A 15,816-nucleotide genomic window follows, 5' to 3' on the forward strand; every position below is an offset into this window, starting at 1 on the left:
ACGAATGCCGTGCGATGAACCGCACGGCATTCGTGTTGACGGATGGAAGCGCTTACTACTTCTTTGTTGCTTTTGCCGCTACTTTTTGGGGCTTAGCAGCTTTCTTTGCAGGCGCCTTTTTCTTCGCGGGCTTTGCTGTTTTTGCCGGAGTAGGTGCGGCTCCGAGGAAGCCGGACCAGCGTAATTCAAGTACGCTGGGAGCCTTCTTCGCTTTTTCAATTGCGAGCGCAGCAACCTCAGAAACGATCCATTCGAAGTTGGCTTCGCCGACGGAATGCAGATCTGCGTCGGGCGCTGGATTCATGAAATCGATTGCGTACGGAATTCCGTTTTCGACAGCAAACTCAACCGTATTCAAGTCATAGCCGAGAGCCTGGCAGAGCTTCAATGCGTCCTGCTCGACGCGTTTGAGCAAAGCCTTATCGTACTTCGGCGGATTCTGCAGATAGCGCTCGTGATGTGGGTTTCGTGGGTCATAAGGCATGACGCGCACCTTCTTCTGCCCCACAACATAGCAACGGAAATACTCTTTGAAATCAACTGCTTTCTGGTACATCATGCACAGCGAGCCGGACTGATCGTAGGCGTTAAAAAACTCTTCGCGATTGTGAATGTGATACACGTCGCGCCAGCCACCGCCATCGACCGGTTTCATGAATCCATGCTCGCCGACGTAGTTGAAAACTCCATCCCAGTCGAGCGGATATTCGAGGTTGCGCATGGAGCGTTCGTTGGTGCCTTCGGGGTATTTCTTATGCGGCAAAATGACGGTCGGCGGCACGGCAACGCCGAGCTTTTCAGCGAGTGTGTAGTTGAAAAATTTATCGTCTGCAGACCACCAGAACGGGTTGTTGATGATCACCGTTCCATTGATCGCTGCGTGCTTGAGGAAGGCACGATAAAACGGAATGTCGTGCGAAATACGATCGACAATGACGGAATATTTCGGAGTCTTGTCGAGGTGGACAGCGCCGGTTTCGACGAACTCGGCAGTGATGCCGTCTACGTGAAGCGAATTAATGCGTTCCACGAGTGCACCGGGAAAGCTGTTTTCCATACCGAACAAAACGCCGATTTTTTTCATTCCTATCGTCCTCCTGAGAAATCGAGAGAGCCTTCCAACCCGATTGCTGCCTCTAGTTTAAGGCAGACTATCGAAGGAGCCTTTGCAATTACTGTGCTGAATCGAGCGTGAATCCGCATCGAAATACTCATCCTTTGGATATTTCGCCTTGAATACAGAGATGAGTTTGTTTCCTTTGACTCCATATGTTTTTTTATATCTATTTGATTGCAATAGGGATCGGCTAGGGAAATATTTATGCCGTCTATAGTTATGGCTCAGGGAAGCAAGCCATCCGTGATCATTCCTTCTTTGGGCACGGATAAGGAAACTCGAGCGATAGAAAGAATTCTTCTATCGCTCAAGCATTCCTCGTTTAGTTAACCCTGGGATTTCTTATAGCTCGTGCCGGGCTCGCAATTAGAGTCTGACACAGGGTTCTCGGCGCAACGACCTCTTTCAATGTGGGCGAAACCGCTGCTGCATGGGTTGCATCTCCCTCATAACTTGCTGTGAGCATGTGAGTACCTGCACTCAACGCCGGTATAGTGAACAAAGCGCTGCCCTGGTTGAGTGTCACGTTTGCCAGGGATTTGCTTCCGTCCTTCAGTTGCACTATTCCAGCCGGTGCGCTGCTTGGGGTCTTTCCCGTTACCGCAATAGATAAGGCGATAGACGTGCATGAGGTTACATTGCTTGTCTTGCTGCCAAGTTTTACCGTGGCAGGCGTTTTGGCTGCGGCTACAACGGTGATCGTACGTGTTAGCGGTCCCGCAACTGAGTAGTTGCCATCGCCGCTATAACTCGCCGAAAGCGTATGGGCCTTGATCGTCAATCCTGTCAGGTTGGCGGATGCAACGCCCGAAGCGAGTGCTACAGGGTTTCCAAAGACAGCTCCATCCACGCTGAACTTCACAGTGCCGGTAGGAGCCGTTCCTGTGGAAGTTACGCTGACGCTGAACTTGACCGTGGTTCCAGAAGTAAAGGACGCTCCCGATGCAGGAGCCGTGATGGCAAAAGTTGGACTGGGCAGTGTACCGGTTCCTGAGAGGGAGACAGTGTTGGAGTTCGTAACCGTGTTATCCAGAAACACGATATTCGCAGTCCTAGTTCCCGCAGCAGCAGGCTTGAAGATCACGCCAACCTTGCAGCTCTGACCATTGGCAAGAACGCCATTTGCAGTGATGTTGCAACTGGTTGTGTTGGGGTCGAGAGTAAAGTCGCCGGCATTGGTTCCGCTGATTAGAACTTTGGTGAAGGTGAGTTGCGAATTTCCAGTGTTGGAAAGGGTAATGGTTTTGGCTACGCTCGCAGAGCCCCTTAACTGATTGCCGAAAGGCAGAGCGCCATTCGGGCCGAGCTTCCTAATCGACTGGGCAGTTCCGGTGGAGGCTGAATTGCTGATGATATAGACCTGTCCCTGGGAATCCACTGCAACTCCGGTTGGAGCGTTGATCGCCGAGAGCGTTCCCGCTCCGCCATCCCCGGAATTGCCCGCTGTCCCTGTTCCAGCAATGGTGCTGATGATGCCGGTTGCTGAGTCAATTGTGCGCACCCTGTTGTTTTTAGTGTCGGTGAAATACATGTTCCCCGCGATATCGAAGGCGAACTGACCCACGGCAGAGCCGATCTCGGCATTTCGCGCCTGGCCGCCATCTCCTGAAAAACCGCAGGTTTTACCGCCGGCAATTTTCTTGTAAGTGGGGCGGGAATTAGCTGCGTCGCTGTAGCTTTGCGAATTAATCTGACAGACGCTTGTGATGCTCCAGGAGGAATACAGATTGTCTTCAGCATCTACGGCAAAGGCGTCATTCCCTATTGCTTGATAGGTAAAGGGATCATAAAGACGCGCGAGAGTCACTGGAGAAGTCTGAACTGAGGCTAAAGCAGCTCCTGCCGCACCATCCGTAAAAAATAATTGGTTGTTAGCATCGATGGACATCTGCCCGGGCGAATAGAGCAATTCTGCGCCTATATTGCATGGGGAGGCAACCGTACAACTATCGGTTCCCGTTCCGCTCAACTGGAATTGCAGACCATAATCATAAATCTCAAAGACCTTGGCGGCAGCAGGTTCGCTGAAGAAGACTTCGCCGAATGTATCCACGGCAATTCCTACTGGCGCGCTCAGGCTGCCGGAAGAGACAGTGGTGATCGTCCCGCTGGAATCGATTGAGCGAATGACATTGTTGCCTGTGTCGGCGATGTAGAGAGTATCGCCACCATCTGTAGCAAGATTCTGCGCGCCGAGAAGCAGTCCCTTGTTGGATGGATAAGTTCCAGCAACTGTCGATATCATCGCAGGCGTAAAGCTGATCACGGGCGCGTAGCCATTGCCGCCCAGACCGACATAAAAAGGCGTGATGGATGCAGTGTGATCGATGGTCAATTTACCTACCCGGTGGCCTGCACCTTGCGGCGTAAAGCGTACCAGAAGCGTGCAGGTAGTTTTGGCCTGGTAGATATCGCCCTCGACGCAACTGCTGCCCTGCTCAACCTGAAAATCAGGTGTCGAAGCAATCTTCGTAAGCTTGGTAGTCTCTGCGAAACGCAGAGTCAGCTTTTCAAGGTCGGCGGGCTCTCCAACTTTGGCGTCGGCAAAGTTTCGAAAGTTCGCTGGAGGCTGGGACGTAGTGCTTCCGGGCTTTGCTGCTGCTTCACTCTGCACCTCACGAACCTCAGCCGGATCAAGAGAGATGACGGGGGAGAGGACTGGTTTTGAGGATTGTGCAACGGCTATCGTGCTGACGGCACAGGCTAATACGGTGCAGCCTAAAACTGTGAGGCCTGGAACTGTAAGGCAAGGTATGGCTAAGAGTCTGAAGATATTTCTTCTCGGTATACGGGTTTGTTGAATGCAGATTTGCCGGCTGCTGGGGAAATTCATATTCTTCCTCCTGGAGTGGATCGGGTGCGATGCGGTGAATAGTGCTTGCGAACTCACTTGCGTATCAACATATTCATGCGTACGGAGAGGTGTGTTCATCTTCGCTAAATTGGCGAAGACGACAAGCGACGGCGTGGCCGTGCCCTGATGGCAAAACTGCCTGGATAGAAAAATGAAAGTGATGCGCAGAAATAGCCCCGGGGGGACAGGGCAACCCAGGTATCCGGTCTTAAGCTCAAGCCGCTATGATGCTGTACGGTTGAGGCGGGAAGTCGTTCGCCGAATTACGGGAAGCGTAACCGAAGCGCGGTATATTTGTCGCCTGAAATTGGAAGAAGGAAGTGTGAAATTATTCACTACACATCTCAAACGCAAATGTAGCTCGTCCCGCATTTTGCGTCTGAGATGTGTGGCAAGATGCGTTGCCTCAGTTACCCGATGAGGTCCAGTTGATGGTCAGAGTTAGCAGCGTTTGGCGAAGTGATTCTACCGAGGCTTTTCTCTTTTCCTGTAAGTCGGTATTTTGTTTGCGGACTGTTTGTAATTCATCTTCGGCGCGGTTCAGTTCGTCTACAAAACGCCTGGCTGCATCGTTGCCTTTAAGGGCGGTCAAGTTCTCGCGTGCGCGGGCTTCGTCGGCGGTAAGGGAGATGATTTTTTCATTGGATTGTTGGATCTGAGCTTGCATCTCCTGGATCTCATGTTGCGCCATGTAGATGGGCTTGAGTTGATCGAGCAGCGCGGGAACTTCTTCCGTTAGGCTTTGCAGGGCTCCGACCTGATCTGCGTCTGGCTGAATCTCCCAGCTCTCGTATTCGGTTCCTTCGTCGCCGACTTGCTGTTTGGCGGACTGGTGCGCAGGCACGGCAATTTTGAAGCGGTAGAGATTGGCCGCGGTTTCGGTTGGTTTGGATTCCGGTGTGAGAGTACGGTCACCGCGACGGGGCAGTTCCAGCACTACGATGCGAGCTTCATCGGCTGAGTTTGAAACGGTGAAAGTGCTTCTGCCCTGAACGCCGTATTTCTTTTGAATGACCGCGGGGTTGCCTTTGTTGGGATAGATGTGAACTTCGCGAATCTCGCGCTTGTTCTCGTCATTCGTTTCACGCACACGAACGGCCTGGTCGGAGGCGTAAGAGATAAGGCGTTTTTCACCAGGATGGATGGGGTCGAGAAGGCCTTCCCCTGCGAATGTTCCGCTCTCGAATACGGAGAAGCTGCCGCTGTCGAAGGTGAGTTTTGAGGTGTTCTCAAGCCAGAGTGCGCGGAAGGGATGCGGTTCGGTCTGCGACCACAAGGTGACGCGCTCCGCGGGTAGTTTTTCCTGAAGGATGGGAACCATCGCGGATTCATTTTTGTGAATAGTGACCGGCTGAGCGAGCGTGTATTGGAAGAAGTCATCAAAGGCATTCGCGGAGACATCGCCTTGCTGGATGGCGTCGCTGGGGCGATAGACTCCACCGCCACCGCCGCCAAATATACTGCCGATCACGCCACCTGCTGCGCCGGAACTTATGCCGCCGCCTACGCCGGAACCGGTGCCTTCCATTCCAGCCACGCCGGGATTCATTCGCGTCTTTGGGGCCATGAGACGGTTGTTCATGGATGCGGTCATTTGTTCCATTGGAACCGGTGCTTGAGGCTCGCGCATCTCGGCTGCTTCATGCGTCTGCGGAGTAGTCATCGCGGTCGTTGAAATCGGAACTTCTGGGCGGCGCAGATACAGCGGCTGCGAGAGCGGCTGAATGAAGCTCTGCGGCGCTCCGGCAACGAGAGAGAGTTGGACATTATCCCAGTCGGCTCCGATCGTGTTGTCGACTACGGCCCAGCCTTGCAGGATGGCATTGCCGTCTGCCGTATTTGGAAAGACGATGCGGTAGGTAGACTTCCAGACAGGGACTTCGCTGATGTAACTAACACGAAGCTGACGCTGGCCCTGGCCGAGCGCGTCGAGTGTAAGATGGCGCAAACCTGTGGCGTGTGTCGTGCTGAGTAGCTCAAGATAGCGGTCGAGCTGCCCTTGCAGGCTCGCGTCGAGCGGCCGCACGCTGAGCGTCGGAGTAAGCTCGATAACGCGGACGGCGCTGCCCGTAGAGATGAGCGTCAGATAGCTCTTGTCGACAGTCGCGTCGCCTGTGGCGGCTTTCTCCGTCCTGGTTTCGATAGACATGAGCCGACCGGTAATTACTCCACCAGGGCCGCCGGATACCTCGACACGCTGGCCGCGCAGCGACTGAAATAATTCAGTGGAACTCGGGTCATCGCTCATCCCCAGCGACAGCGATTTAAGCTGCTCTGCAAGCGGAGTAGTGGAGTTGTAATTGACGCCTGCAATGCGGCCACCGCCTTCGTCAAGCACGGTTAGGGATTGCAATACATCATTCAGTTGTGACGAGGTGAAGTCAATCGTCACGCGCTGGTTGCCGCTGACGCTGCCGGTGTGTTCGAAGTAGCCGACGCCGTTCTTGTAGAGAACCACTTGCCGGACGGGGAGTCCATGGGCCGTGGCGGCTGGCTCGGCTGTTTTTGGAGCAGCAGCTTTAAGCGTGGCAGGCGTCTGGGACATCATGAAGCAGGGAGCACCTGCAGCAAACAAGAGTGCGGCGGAGAAGAGCGGGCGCATTGTGTCTCCAGCGTTGCGGATCCTGCGGTTCAAGAGTGTGTTATTACCGGATATCTAATTACTTTGACCCTGCAGGAGCAAAAAAGGTTCCCGACATATTCAAGAAGTTATACTCAGGCATGTTTTGATCTCATGTGTGAAGCTTCAGTGAATGAGAACGGGAATGCGTAGCCTGGTTGAAAGAAGACCAACTGGGTTGCTGTCCTCAGCATCCTACCGAGCGGAGGGAAGAATGGCAAAGAGTGCGGCAGAGGTAATTGTAGAGACGCTTGTAGCTTCGGGAATAAAGCGAGTGTACGGATTGCCCGGCGATTCATTGAATGGGTTGACGGACGCAATTCGAACGCATAGCGAGATTCAATGGGTGCATGTTCGCCATGAAGAGGTCGCAGCTTTTGCGGCTGGCGCCGAGGCGCATCTCACGGGCGATCTTGTCGTGTGCGCGGGCAGTTGCGGGCCGGGCAATCTGCATTTGATCAATGGACTGTATGACTGTCATCGCAGCCGTGTTCCTGTGCTGGCGATTGCGGCGCAGATACCGAGCTCAGAGTTAGGCACGGGTTATTTTCAAGAGACGCATCCTGAGATACTTTTCAAAGATTGCAGCCACTACTGCGAACTGGTGAGCGAGTCTAATAATGTGCCGCGCATTTTAAAGATTGCAATGCGTACGGCGATTGCGCGTCGCGGTGTAGCGGTGATTGTTGCGCCTGGCGATGTGCTGCTTGGCGACTGCTCGGGCGAGGTGGAAGCGATCAAGCTCTGCGATCCAGCGTCTGTGCATCATGCATGCGAAGACGATCTCAAGGCAGCGGTATCGCTGTTGAACGATGCGAAGAAAGTAACGATTCTAGGCGGCATTGGCTGTGCTGGAGCACATGCAGAGTTGATGGCCCTAGCCGCGCAGTTACAGGCGCCGATTGTTCATGCACTGCGCGGTAAAGAGTTTATTGAGCACGATAATCCGAATGACGTTGGCATGACGGGTTTGCTCGGTTTCAGCTCGGGCTATTACGCGATGAAGAACTGCGATGTGCTGCTGATGCTGGGCACTGATTTTCCTTACACGCAGTTCTTTCCGGAGAAGGCGAAGATCATTCAGGTCGATCTTCGCGGAGAGCAGATTGGGCGGCGCACGCGTGTCGATCTGGGCTTGATTGGCAGCGTGAAAGACACGATACATGCGCTGTTGCCGCAGCTCAAGGGAGAGAAGAATTCCGATCATCTGAAGACGTCAGTCGATCACTACAAGAAGGCGCGCAAGGATCTCGATGAGCTTGCTGTTGGTGAGCCGGGCAAGACGCCGATTCATCCGCAGTACGTGGCTAAGTTAATCGACGAACTCGCTGCGGAAGATACGGTATTCACGTGCGATGTAGGCACGCCGACGATCTGGGCTGCGCGCTATCTGCGCATGAATGGGCAGCGTAGTTTGCTTGGTTCGTTTGTGCATGGATCGATGGCGAGTGCGGTTCCGCAGGCGATTGGCGCGCAGGCGGCGTTTGCAAAACGGCAGGTGATTGCGCTGGCTGGTGATGGCGGCCTGGCGATGTTGCTCGGCGACTTGCTGACATTGAAACAGATGAAGCTGCCGGTAAAGATTGTGGTCTTCAATAACAGTGCGCTGGGCTTTGTGGAGCTTGAGATGAAGGCGGCTGGGTTCCTGGACTTCGGTACGACGCTTGAGAATCCATCGTTTGCAGAGATTGCGAAGGCATGCGGTTTTCTCGGAGTGCGTGTCGAGAAGCCGGAGGATTTGAAAGGCGCGTTGCAGCAGGCGTTGGCCTTTGATGGGCCAGCATTGGTGGATGTTGTGGTGAACCGGCAGGAGCTGTCATTGCCGCCATCGATCGAGTTCAAGCAGGCGACTGGCTTTGGTCTTTACATCATGCGCGCGGTGATGAATGGCCGCGCGGATGAGGTAATCGATCTGGCGAAGACGAATCTGTTTCGCTAGAAGTGCCGATCAGGATTGGTCGGCTATCTTCTGCAACTGCTGAATGTGGTTGAGATCATGGCCGGCCATTGTTGCGACGATGGTTGCGAAGGTTAACGCGCCGAGTTCGGGATGAGTTACAGACTTGTCGGCTGATGCGGGAAGCACTGTGGTGATGAGAAGCATATTCCAGTTACGCAGAACGTTGAATGCCGCGAGTGCCTGCTCTGCGCCTTTATCCGGACCGAAGCTGGCATACGGTATGGCCCATTTGTCCTGGTCGAAAGTCTGAATTACATGGTTATCCTGAGCTAATGTTTGGCGAAGACGGAAAGCAAAGGCGATCTCTGTGTCGGCGAGATGGCAGATGGTTTCTGCCGGGCTCCACTTGCCGGGAGCTGGGGCAATAGCGATTTTTTCCGGGCCGATCTTTTTTGAAAATGCAGAGAGCAGGATGGGTGTCGCGGTGAGGATGGTTGCGACGGGACGATGGTCGAGGAAGCTTGCGTAGGGATTCGAATTTGACATAATGTTCTCCAGTTATAGTTAAGGGCTAAAATTTATTGGCTGCGGCGGAAAAGTCCCGCGGCTAACTTGCGGAATTCGAAACGCTGGTATTCGCGGATAGTCTGCCGTGCAAAGATGCCCATGATCAATGTAAGCACAATTCCTAAGAAGAGAAATGGCGTGATTGTATGCCAGGGAACTCCCGTAAACGCACCAAAAATTGTGAAAAGAAGAGAGGCAGCTCCCAGGCAGGCAAGAAACATGTAGGCTCCCGTGAGCAGACCTTTGGCTCTGCCGCGAGGCATCAGCATGCAGGCTGCGATGACCATCACGCCTCCGAGGAGTGGAACGCCGATCGCGACAACAAGGTGGTAGCGCTGTAGATCAGGCAGCATTGCGTATAAGCCAATGTTCATTGGGGCTTCTCCTTATCTGTGATGGCTTCAAGTGCATTGCGGTAAACCGAACGGATCATTTTTGCATTGCCGATTTTAAGTTCGCCGCGCTCTACCAGGTCGGCCAATAGATTGGTCATTGGATCAGGGGGTGCACCGTCAACACGCTGCTGAAGATTCGTGATGACATGGTCAAGTGTGGTTCGAATAGTCGGATAGCTAACGCTGTATAGACGTGCCATCTCCTTCAACGATCCCGAGGACAGCACGAACTGGAGAACAAAATCGAGATCCTCCTCGGGCAGTTGGCAAAGCGGATGTTCTCGTGTGCTTTGGCGCTCATACGAGGAAATTCCCATGAGCACCACGATAGCATGAAAATAAATAAAATTAAAAATGAAATCAATTTTATTTAACTTATATCTTGCATGAATAATTACATTGCTTTTAAAGCGCTAGAGCCATTTCTGCTAGTTTCGCAATGGTGTTCATGTTGCGTGCGGTGCCGGCTTTTGCAGTGGGGATCTTGAGTTTAGAGTCGCCCATGCCTTCTCCATAGTGAACGTAAATCTCTCGCGTGCCCAACTGCATTTCTTCCGATCTTTGGCCGGTGACGGCGTCAAGTGCATTCGCTGGAGGCGGCGCATCGAGGAAGATTGCGACAGTGCTGTTTGTGGCTCGTTCCGGGAAGGGATTGGCGGCGAGAACGGCGGACATTTCGGCTGCTGTCCGCACGCATACGCCTACGGCTTTGCCCGCATAGATAGCCAGTGCCGCTTCAAGTGTCGACTTGACCTTCGCTTCTGTGAGTTTGCTTTGAAAGACCACGTTGCCGCTGGCGATGTATGTCTTGATCTTTGTGAAACCGGCCTGCTCGCACATGGATTTCAACTCGGTCATAGGCAGCTTGCCGGTGCCTCCGACATTTACGGCGCGTAATAAAGCAATGTACGAGGGCATGGTTTGCTCCCTATAGATACTCGCGCATCATCATCTTCCATGTCGGCCAGTCATGGCTATTCCATGTGTCCCAGACATAGAGTTTGTGCGGGATCTCTTTGCTGCTGAGAATCTGGTCGAGATGTTGGTTAGAGCCGAGACATTGGTCGTCCCAGCCGGTGGCCAGGATGTAAGTGTTACGCCGATAGCGATCGAAGTACCAGCCGTCGGAGAGGTTGGACAGATAGTGCGGCGGCAGGTTCAGATAGAGGTCGTCATCGTAGTAGCCGCGCAGAAAGTTGGACATATCGAAAGCGCCCGACATCGACAGCAGGCCGGTGAAGATATCGGGATGACGGAAAGCAATATTCCCGGCATGATATCCGCCGAAGCTGCAACCCAGCGCAACCAGGTGCGGGTTCCAGTTTTTATTTCGAATGAGCGGGACGACTTCGTGGATCAGGTAATCTTCGTACTGGACATGCCGCGCAATGCGCCATCGCGGCGGCACGTTGCGGTTGTACCAGCTTTCCATGTCGATTGAATCGACACAGAAGAGTTGAATTTCGCCACGGTCAATCTTGTCGCCGATAGAGGCAGGCATGCCGCGATCTTCAAATTCGAAAAAGCGTCCGCCGGAGGTAGGGAAGACCAGCACGGGCACGCCGGAGTGTCCGTGGATGAGCAGCTCCATATCACGCCCAAGGCGGCTGGAATACCATTTGTGATACTCGCGATGCACGGGAGGAACCACCTTTCGAGCCATTTGGGGAGGCGCGCTATTTTTGATACTGTAACAGCCACGGGGATGAAAATCCTGACTGGGCAGTGAAGGCTGCATGGTACGGGCGGATGGTAGCGGAATGCCTATGGCAAAGCCGCGAGGAAGGCGGAGGGCGGAGAGTTTGGACGTGGAAGCAGTAGAGCAGGACTCACCGCTGAACGCAGGGTTGTGGGATTCGCCTCCAGAGGGAATGCTGGCCGAGATGCCGCACGAGCGTTTGCGTCTGCATCCGGGATTTGCCAGCCGGATTTTGCCCGATAAACGGGACCTGATCGTCTATGTTCCGCCGGGGTATGACGAGCATCCGGAGCGGACTTATCCTGTGCTGTATCTGCATGATGGACAGAACCTCTTCGATCCGCGGACTTCGTTTATTCCTGGCCGGACATGGCAGGTCAGGGAATCTGCCGATGCCGCAATTCTGGCGGAGGAAGTGGAGCCGCTGGTCATTGTGGGCATCTACAACACCGGTGATCGTCGCCTGGCGGAGTACACGCATGAGCGCGACTGGCAGATGGGCGGCGGCGAGGCTGACTCCTACGGCAGGCTGATTACCGAGGAGCTGATGCCGTGGATTGCCGCGCATTACCACATCAAGACAGGGCGCGAGCATACAGGGATGGGCGGCTCCTCGTTGGGTGGCCTGGTTTCGCTGTATCTCGGCCTGCGCTACGCGGATATTTTTGGGCGGCTGGCGGTGCTTTCGCCGAGTGTCTGGTGGAATCACAAGAGCATTTTGGGCTTTGTAAACGAGGTTGCTCCGCATCTGCAGGCTAAACCACGCATCTGGCTGGATGCCGGGGATCTCGAAGGCCGCATGATGGTGCGGGATGCAGAAGTCCTGGCGCGTAGGCTGAAGGCAAATGGCTGGCGGGATGAGGAGAGCGTCCATTTTGAGAAAGCGCCCGGTGGAACGCATGATGAGGCCAGTTGGGCGAAGCGGGTCAGGCCTATGCTGCGGTTTTTATTTCCTGCGAGTGGACGCTAATCCCTGTGGTCGGTTTTAGTTCAAATACTGAGATGCAGAAGGTCGAACTGCTCTCTAATGAGCTTTTCGAGAAGGTGCTTTGGGACGAACAGCCTCTTTCATCAGTGATGAGGCGTCGCTTTGGGATGTGTCTATGTCCGATCCCGCAGATATCCTAGTGCGAATTCGTGAACACTATAGCGTAGCGTTGCAATTTGAAGAGACCCAAAAACCGTTGTGGCAGCTCTTACGTGAATTAGACAGACGGAGACTAATGCACAATTTCTTGAAATAGCATGGCCGGTCTATGGGGAAGTACTGAGAGGGAAGTGTTGATTTCTGTTTACAGGTTGCTCAAAACACCTATTTTCAGCGATACTTAGTTGTTGTGTCTTGTGCGGCTGGTCTTCTGTCCCGCCCCTCGGTTTTGAAAGTGTCTGTTTTGTCTGACACGACTTTCCTCCTGACACGAACGTATTCGCAAGATTTGAAAGGAAATGCATCGCCGTGGTTATGATTCGTCTGGCGCGTTTTGGCGCTACCAAGAAGCCGTTTTACCGTATCGTCGTGATCGAAAAGGATCGCGCCCGCAATGGCCGCTCCATCGAAGTCGTAGGCACTTACGATCCCCGCAAAAACCCAGCAGCGGTTTCGCTGGAACATGACCGGATTAAGTACTGGATCAGCGTTGGCGCGCAGTTCTCGGATCGCGTTGCCAAGCTGGTCGCGAAGAATCCCGCAGCCGCTCCGGCTGAAACGGTAGCTGCCTAGGCCACGTTCTGCAATCGAGCGAGCCCAATCCCAAAGGGGTTGGGTCCGCGGAGTTAACAGGCCCGCAGTACCCTCAGTTAAGAGTACCAATTGCAATAACTTGAGTTACTGACGAATGTAGGTTCGGGCTGGTACTATAGCCCACCGAACAAACGGTGACTCTTGCGGTATAGAGTCTGGACGGCTGGATTGTCCAGAATATCCGCAAGTTTTGGGGATGGAGTACGTGCATGACCCAATTGGATATGGTCGCAGTGGATGAGCTGGTTCGCCAGATTGCGCGCGCGTTAGTAGATGAACCGGGCGCTGTGGAAGTGGAATCGGTAAGCAGGGACGAAAACACTGTCCTGAGGCTCAAGGTAGCTCCGCAGGACGTGGGCAAAGTGATTGGCAAACAGGGGCGGACGGCGCGCTCGGTGCGCACGATTCTGGGCGCGGTGAGCATGAAGCTGCACCACCGTTACACGCTGGACATCCTCGAAGAGGACTAGTCTTTCAGGCGGCTGCCACGGCTGGGTCTATCCGGGAGTTCGATGATGGCGGAGCAGTTGCCTGATTTACAGGCTTGGGTTTGGCTGGCGCGCATTCGCAAGGTGCAGGGTCGCAAGGGCGAAGTGCTGGCCGAGATTCTGACTGATTTTCCTGAAAAATTTGCAGAGCGCAAACAGGTCTGGCTGCTGACTGCCGCTGGAACCGATCGGGAAGCCGCGCGTGAAATCACGCTCAATTCGCATTGGCTGCATAAGTCCGGACACACCGGAGATGTCGTGCTGCACTTTGCCGGCATTGATTCGATCAACGATGCGGAGAAGCTACGCGATCTGGTGGTCGCCGTCCCCAGAACCGAGCGCGTGCCACTGGGCGAGGACGAGGTTTATGTCGGCGACCTGATGGGCTGCTCTCTCGTGGATGTTGCGCATGATCCTGCGCAGATCGTCGGAGAGATCGAAGGCGTGGACCGCGATGCCGGGCCAGTTTCGCTGCTGGTGATAAAGGGTGTAGGCAACGGAGACGAAATCCTGGTGCCATTCGCCAAGGCTTATCTGCGAAAGATCGATCTGGAGAAAAAGCGGGTCGAGATGGCGCTGCCGGATAGGCTGGTTGACGTGCAGGTACCGAACGCAGACAAAAATGTTTCCGAGGATGTTTCCGAGGATCTCGATGCGGTTTGAGATTCTTACGATTTTTTCGGAGTTCTTTCGTGGCTTTTTTGAGCATGGTGTCGTCAGCCGTGCGCAGAAGAAAGGGCTGGTGGAGATCGGGGTGCGTGATCTGCGGGAGTTTACGCATGATCGGCATCGCACTGTGGACGATCGTCCCTTTGGCGGCGGCGAGGGAATGGTGCTTAAAGCGGAGCCGTTAGCCGATGCGCTGGAGTCGCTTGGCATTGGAGTTTTGGGCGCGGATGGCCGGCAGGGCACATCGGTTGTTCTGCTCTCTGCACAGGGGAAGCCGTTTACGCAGGCAGTGGCGCGTGAGTTGGCGGCGCTGGAGCGTGTGGTCTTTATTTGCGGCCGATACGAGGGAGTGGATGAGCGCATCAACGAGTTGTATTGCGACCGGGAGCTTTCGATTGGGGATTATGTCTTGAGCGGCGGTGAGCTGGGTGCGGCAGTCATTCTGGATGCGGTGATGCGGCTGGTGCCTGGAGTGCTGGGCAACGAGGCTTCGAGCGAGTTTGAGAGCTTTGGCGTGGGGGATGCGTCGATCACTACGGATGTTGAGGGCGTTCCTCGGTCGCAGCATGGAGCGGGTGGGCTGCTGGATTATCCGCACTACACACGGCCTGCTGAGTTTGGCGGCGTTGCTGTGCCAGAAGTGCTGATGGGCGGCGATCATCAGGCAGTTCGAAAATGGCGGCGGGAACAGCAGTTGCGCAAGACGTTGAAGAACCGGCCTGATTTACTGGAAAATGCTGCCTTGAGCGAACAGGATCTGAGCATTTTGGATAGATTGCGGTCGGAGGATAACGGCCAATGACGATTAAGGCCAAGTATGCGACGCCGATGCGGCAGGTGATGGATGTAGAGCGATCGATCGTGTTCTATGAGCTGCTGGGATTTGAGTTGATAGACAAAGTGGGTAACACGCGGGCAAGTTGGGCGCGACTGCATTGCGAGGGTGGTTCGCTAATGTTGTTAGTAGTGCAAGGGCAGCTTTACCCGAAGGTCCAGACTTCTTCGCTTGTAATGTATACGGCGGATCTAATTGGTTTTCGAGAGCAACTGCGGAGCGCTGGCCTTGAGGTCCCCGAGATTGTTTCCCCGGACTGGATGCGGAGCGGCGAGATTCGCATGTTTGATCCCGATGGATACAGCGTGACGATCTGTCATTGGGGCCATGCGGAGCAGGAAGCATGGGAAAAGCGTATAGGCGCCGATCAGAAGTAATACCGTAGAGTAGTCTTCAGATCATATTCTGTAGTAGACTTGAAGTTCTGAGTGTCAGTTGGATCAATCAGGAAATTTAAGCAAGAAATTCAGCAGGAAAGTAGCAGCGTATGTCTATTCATCCAGTAATGCAGCGCTTGGCGGATAAGCTGAAGCGTACCGATTTGCCGGTGTTCAAGGCCGGTGACCAGATTCGCGTACAGGTCAAGATCAAAGAAGGCGACAAAGAACGTCTTCAGGCTTTTGAAGGCCTCGTGATCGCCATCAAGCATGGCCCTGAGGGTACCTTTACCGTGCGCAAGATTAGCTTTGGCCAGGGCGTTGAGCGTATCTTCCCCTTCAACTCCAAAGTTGTGGACCGGGTCGAGAAGATTCGCAGCTACCGCGTTCGCCGCGCCAAGCTGTTTTATATTCGCGAACTGCGTGGTAAGGCAGCCCGTATGAAGGAAGTTGCCCGCGACCGCGCGTAAGCTTTCTTCAAATCAATTCCAGAGAAGCCTCGGCCATGTGCCGGGGCTTTTTTCTGCCCGTTTTTCCACATATGATTTGCGGAA

Annotated in this window: 16 protein-coding genes; 8 read left to right on the forward strand and 8 right to left on the reverse strand. The window is 54.1% G+C overall.

Going from position 1 to position 15,816, the window contains the following annotated elements; genetic code table 11:
• Positions 1-55 precede the first annotated feature (55 nt).
• From OHL19_RS18025 to OHL19_RS18035, 3 genes are all read right to left on the reverse strand, one after another.
• Entirely contained in the window at positions 56-1,084 is a 1,029-nt protein-coding gene (locus OHL19_RS18025; RefSeq protein ID WP_263359203.1) for an ATP-grasp domain-containing protein, read from the reverse strand.
• A 355-nt stretch (positions 1,085-1,439) separates the two neighbouring features.
• Positions 1,440-3,950, reverse strand: a complete 2,511-nt coding sequence (locus tag OHL19_RS18030) for an Ig-like domain repeat protein (protein ID WP_263359204.1) — start codon at positions 3,948-3,950, stop codon at positions 1,440-1,442.
• Positions 3,951-4,377: 427 nt separating this feature from the next.
• Positions 4,378-6,573: a DUF4139 domain-containing protein gene (locus OHL19_RS18035; protein ID WP_263359205.1), complete on the reverse strand. Its 2,196-nt coding sequence runs from the start codon at positions 6,571-6,573 to the stop codon at positions 4,378-4,380.
• 232 nt (positions 6,574-6,805) lie between these two features.
• On the opposite strand from OHL19_RS18035, the gene poxB reads away from it, so the two are divergent.
• Positions 6,806-8,530: a ubiquinone-dependent pyruvate dehydrogenase gene (poxB, locus tag OHL19_RS18040; RefSeq protein WP_263359206.1), complete on the forward strand. Its 1,725-nt coding sequence runs from the start codon at positions 6,806-6,808 to the stop codon at positions 8,528-8,530.
• A 9-nt stretch (positions 8,531-8,539) separates the two neighbouring features.
• Here the strand turns inward: poxB and OHL19_RS18045 are convergent, their stop codons facing one another.
• From OHL19_RS18045 to OHL19_RS18065, 5 genes are all read right to left on the reverse strand, one after another.
• Positions 8,540-9,037 (reverse strand): DinB family protein, encoded by a 498-nt coding sequence (locus OHL19_RS18045; RefSeq protein ID WP_263359207.1) that lies wholly within the window; start codon positions 9,035-9,037, stop codon positions 8,540-8,542.
• 32 nt (positions 9,038-9,069) lie between these two features.
• Complete coding sequence (locus tag OHL19_RS18050) at positions 9,070-9,432, reverse strand: hypothetical protein (protein ID WP_263359208.1); 363 nt, start codon at positions 9,430-9,432, stop codon at positions 9,070-9,072.
• On the reverse strand, positions 9,429-9,770 hold the full coding sequence (locus tag OHL19_RS18055; RefSeq protein ID WP_263359209.1) for a DUF2089 domain-containing protein: 342 nt from the start codon (positions 9,768-9,770) through the stop codon (positions 9,429-9,431). Before OHL19_RS18055 ends, OHL19_RS18050 begins: the two co-directional genes overlap by 4 nt.
• Positions 9,771-9,858: 88 nt before the next feature.
• On the reverse strand, positions 9,859-10,371 hold the full coding sequence (locus tag OHL19_RS18060) for a DUF1697 domain-containing protein (RefSeq protein ID WP_263359210.1): 513 nt from the start codon (positions 10,369-10,371) through the stop codon (positions 9,859-9,861).
• Positions 10,372-10,381: 10 nt separating this feature from the next.
• On the reverse strand, positions 10,382-11,116 hold the full coding sequence (locus OHL19_RS18065) for an esterase family protein (RefSeq protein WP_317890591.1): 735 nt from the start codon (positions 11,114-11,116) through the stop codon (positions 10,382-10,384).
• A gap of 145 nt (positions 11,117-11,261) precedes the next feature.
• Between OHL19_RS18065 and OHL19_RS18070 the strand changes: the two genes are divergently transcribed.
• From OHL19_RS18070 to rplS, 7 genes are all read left to right on the forward strand, one after another.
• Positions 11,262-12,122 carry an alpha/beta hydrolase gene (locus OHL19_RS18070; RefSeq protein WP_263359211.1) on the forward strand — a complete coding sequence of 287 codons (861 nt, stop codon included), beginning with the start codon at positions 11,262-11,264 and terminating at the stop codon, positions 12,120-12,122.
• Between the two features lie 492 nt (positions 12,123-12,614).
• Positions 12,615-12,872 (forward strand): 30S ribosomal protein S16, encoded by a 258-nt coding sequence (gene rpsP / locus OHL19_RS18075; protein ID WP_263359263.1) that lies wholly within the window; start codon positions 12,615-12,617, stop codon positions 12,870-12,872.
• Positions 12,873-13,102: 230 nt separating this feature from the next.
• On the forward strand, positions 13,103-13,363 hold the full coding sequence (locus OHL19_RS18080) for a KH domain-containing protein (RefSeq protein ID WP_263359212.1): 261 nt from the start codon (positions 13,103-13,105) through the stop codon (positions 13,361-13,363).
• Positions 13,364-13,405: 42 nt separating this feature from the next.
• A complete protein-coding gene (gene rimM, locus OHL19_RS18085) occupies positions 13,406-14,044 on the forward strand; it encodes a ribosome maturation factor RimM (RefSeq protein WP_263359213.1) in 639 nt (212 codons plus the stop codon).
• A complete protein-coding gene (trmD, locus tag OHL19_RS18090; protein ID WP_263359214.1) occupies positions 14,034-14,852 on the forward strand; it encodes a tRNA (guanosine(37)-N1)-methyltransferase TrmD in 819 nt (272 codons plus the stop codon). The genes rimM and trmD overlap by 11 nt, the downstream gene beginning before the upstream one ends.
• Positions 14,849-15,262, forward strand: a complete 414-nt coding sequence (locus OHL19_RS18095; RefSeq protein WP_263359215.1) for a VOC family protein — start codon at positions 14,849-14,851, stop codon at positions 15,260-15,262. The genes trmD and OHL19_RS18095 overlap by 4 nt, the downstream gene beginning before the upstream one ends.
• Positions 15,263-15,372: 110 nt before the next feature.
• Positions 15,373-15,732, forward strand: a complete 360-nt coding sequence (gene rplS / locus OHL19_RS18100) for a 50S ribosomal protein L19 (RefSeq protein WP_396126798.1) — start codon at positions 15,373-15,375, stop codon at positions 15,730-15,732.
• Positions 15,733-15,816: the final 84 nt, after the last annotated feature.

It is taken from the genome of Acidicapsa ligni, from assembly GCF_025685655.1.
In the GTDB taxonomy this organism is placed as follows: domain Bacteria; phylum Acidobacteriota; class Terriglobia; order Terriglobales; family Acidobacteriaceae; genus Acidicapsa; species Acidicapsa ligni.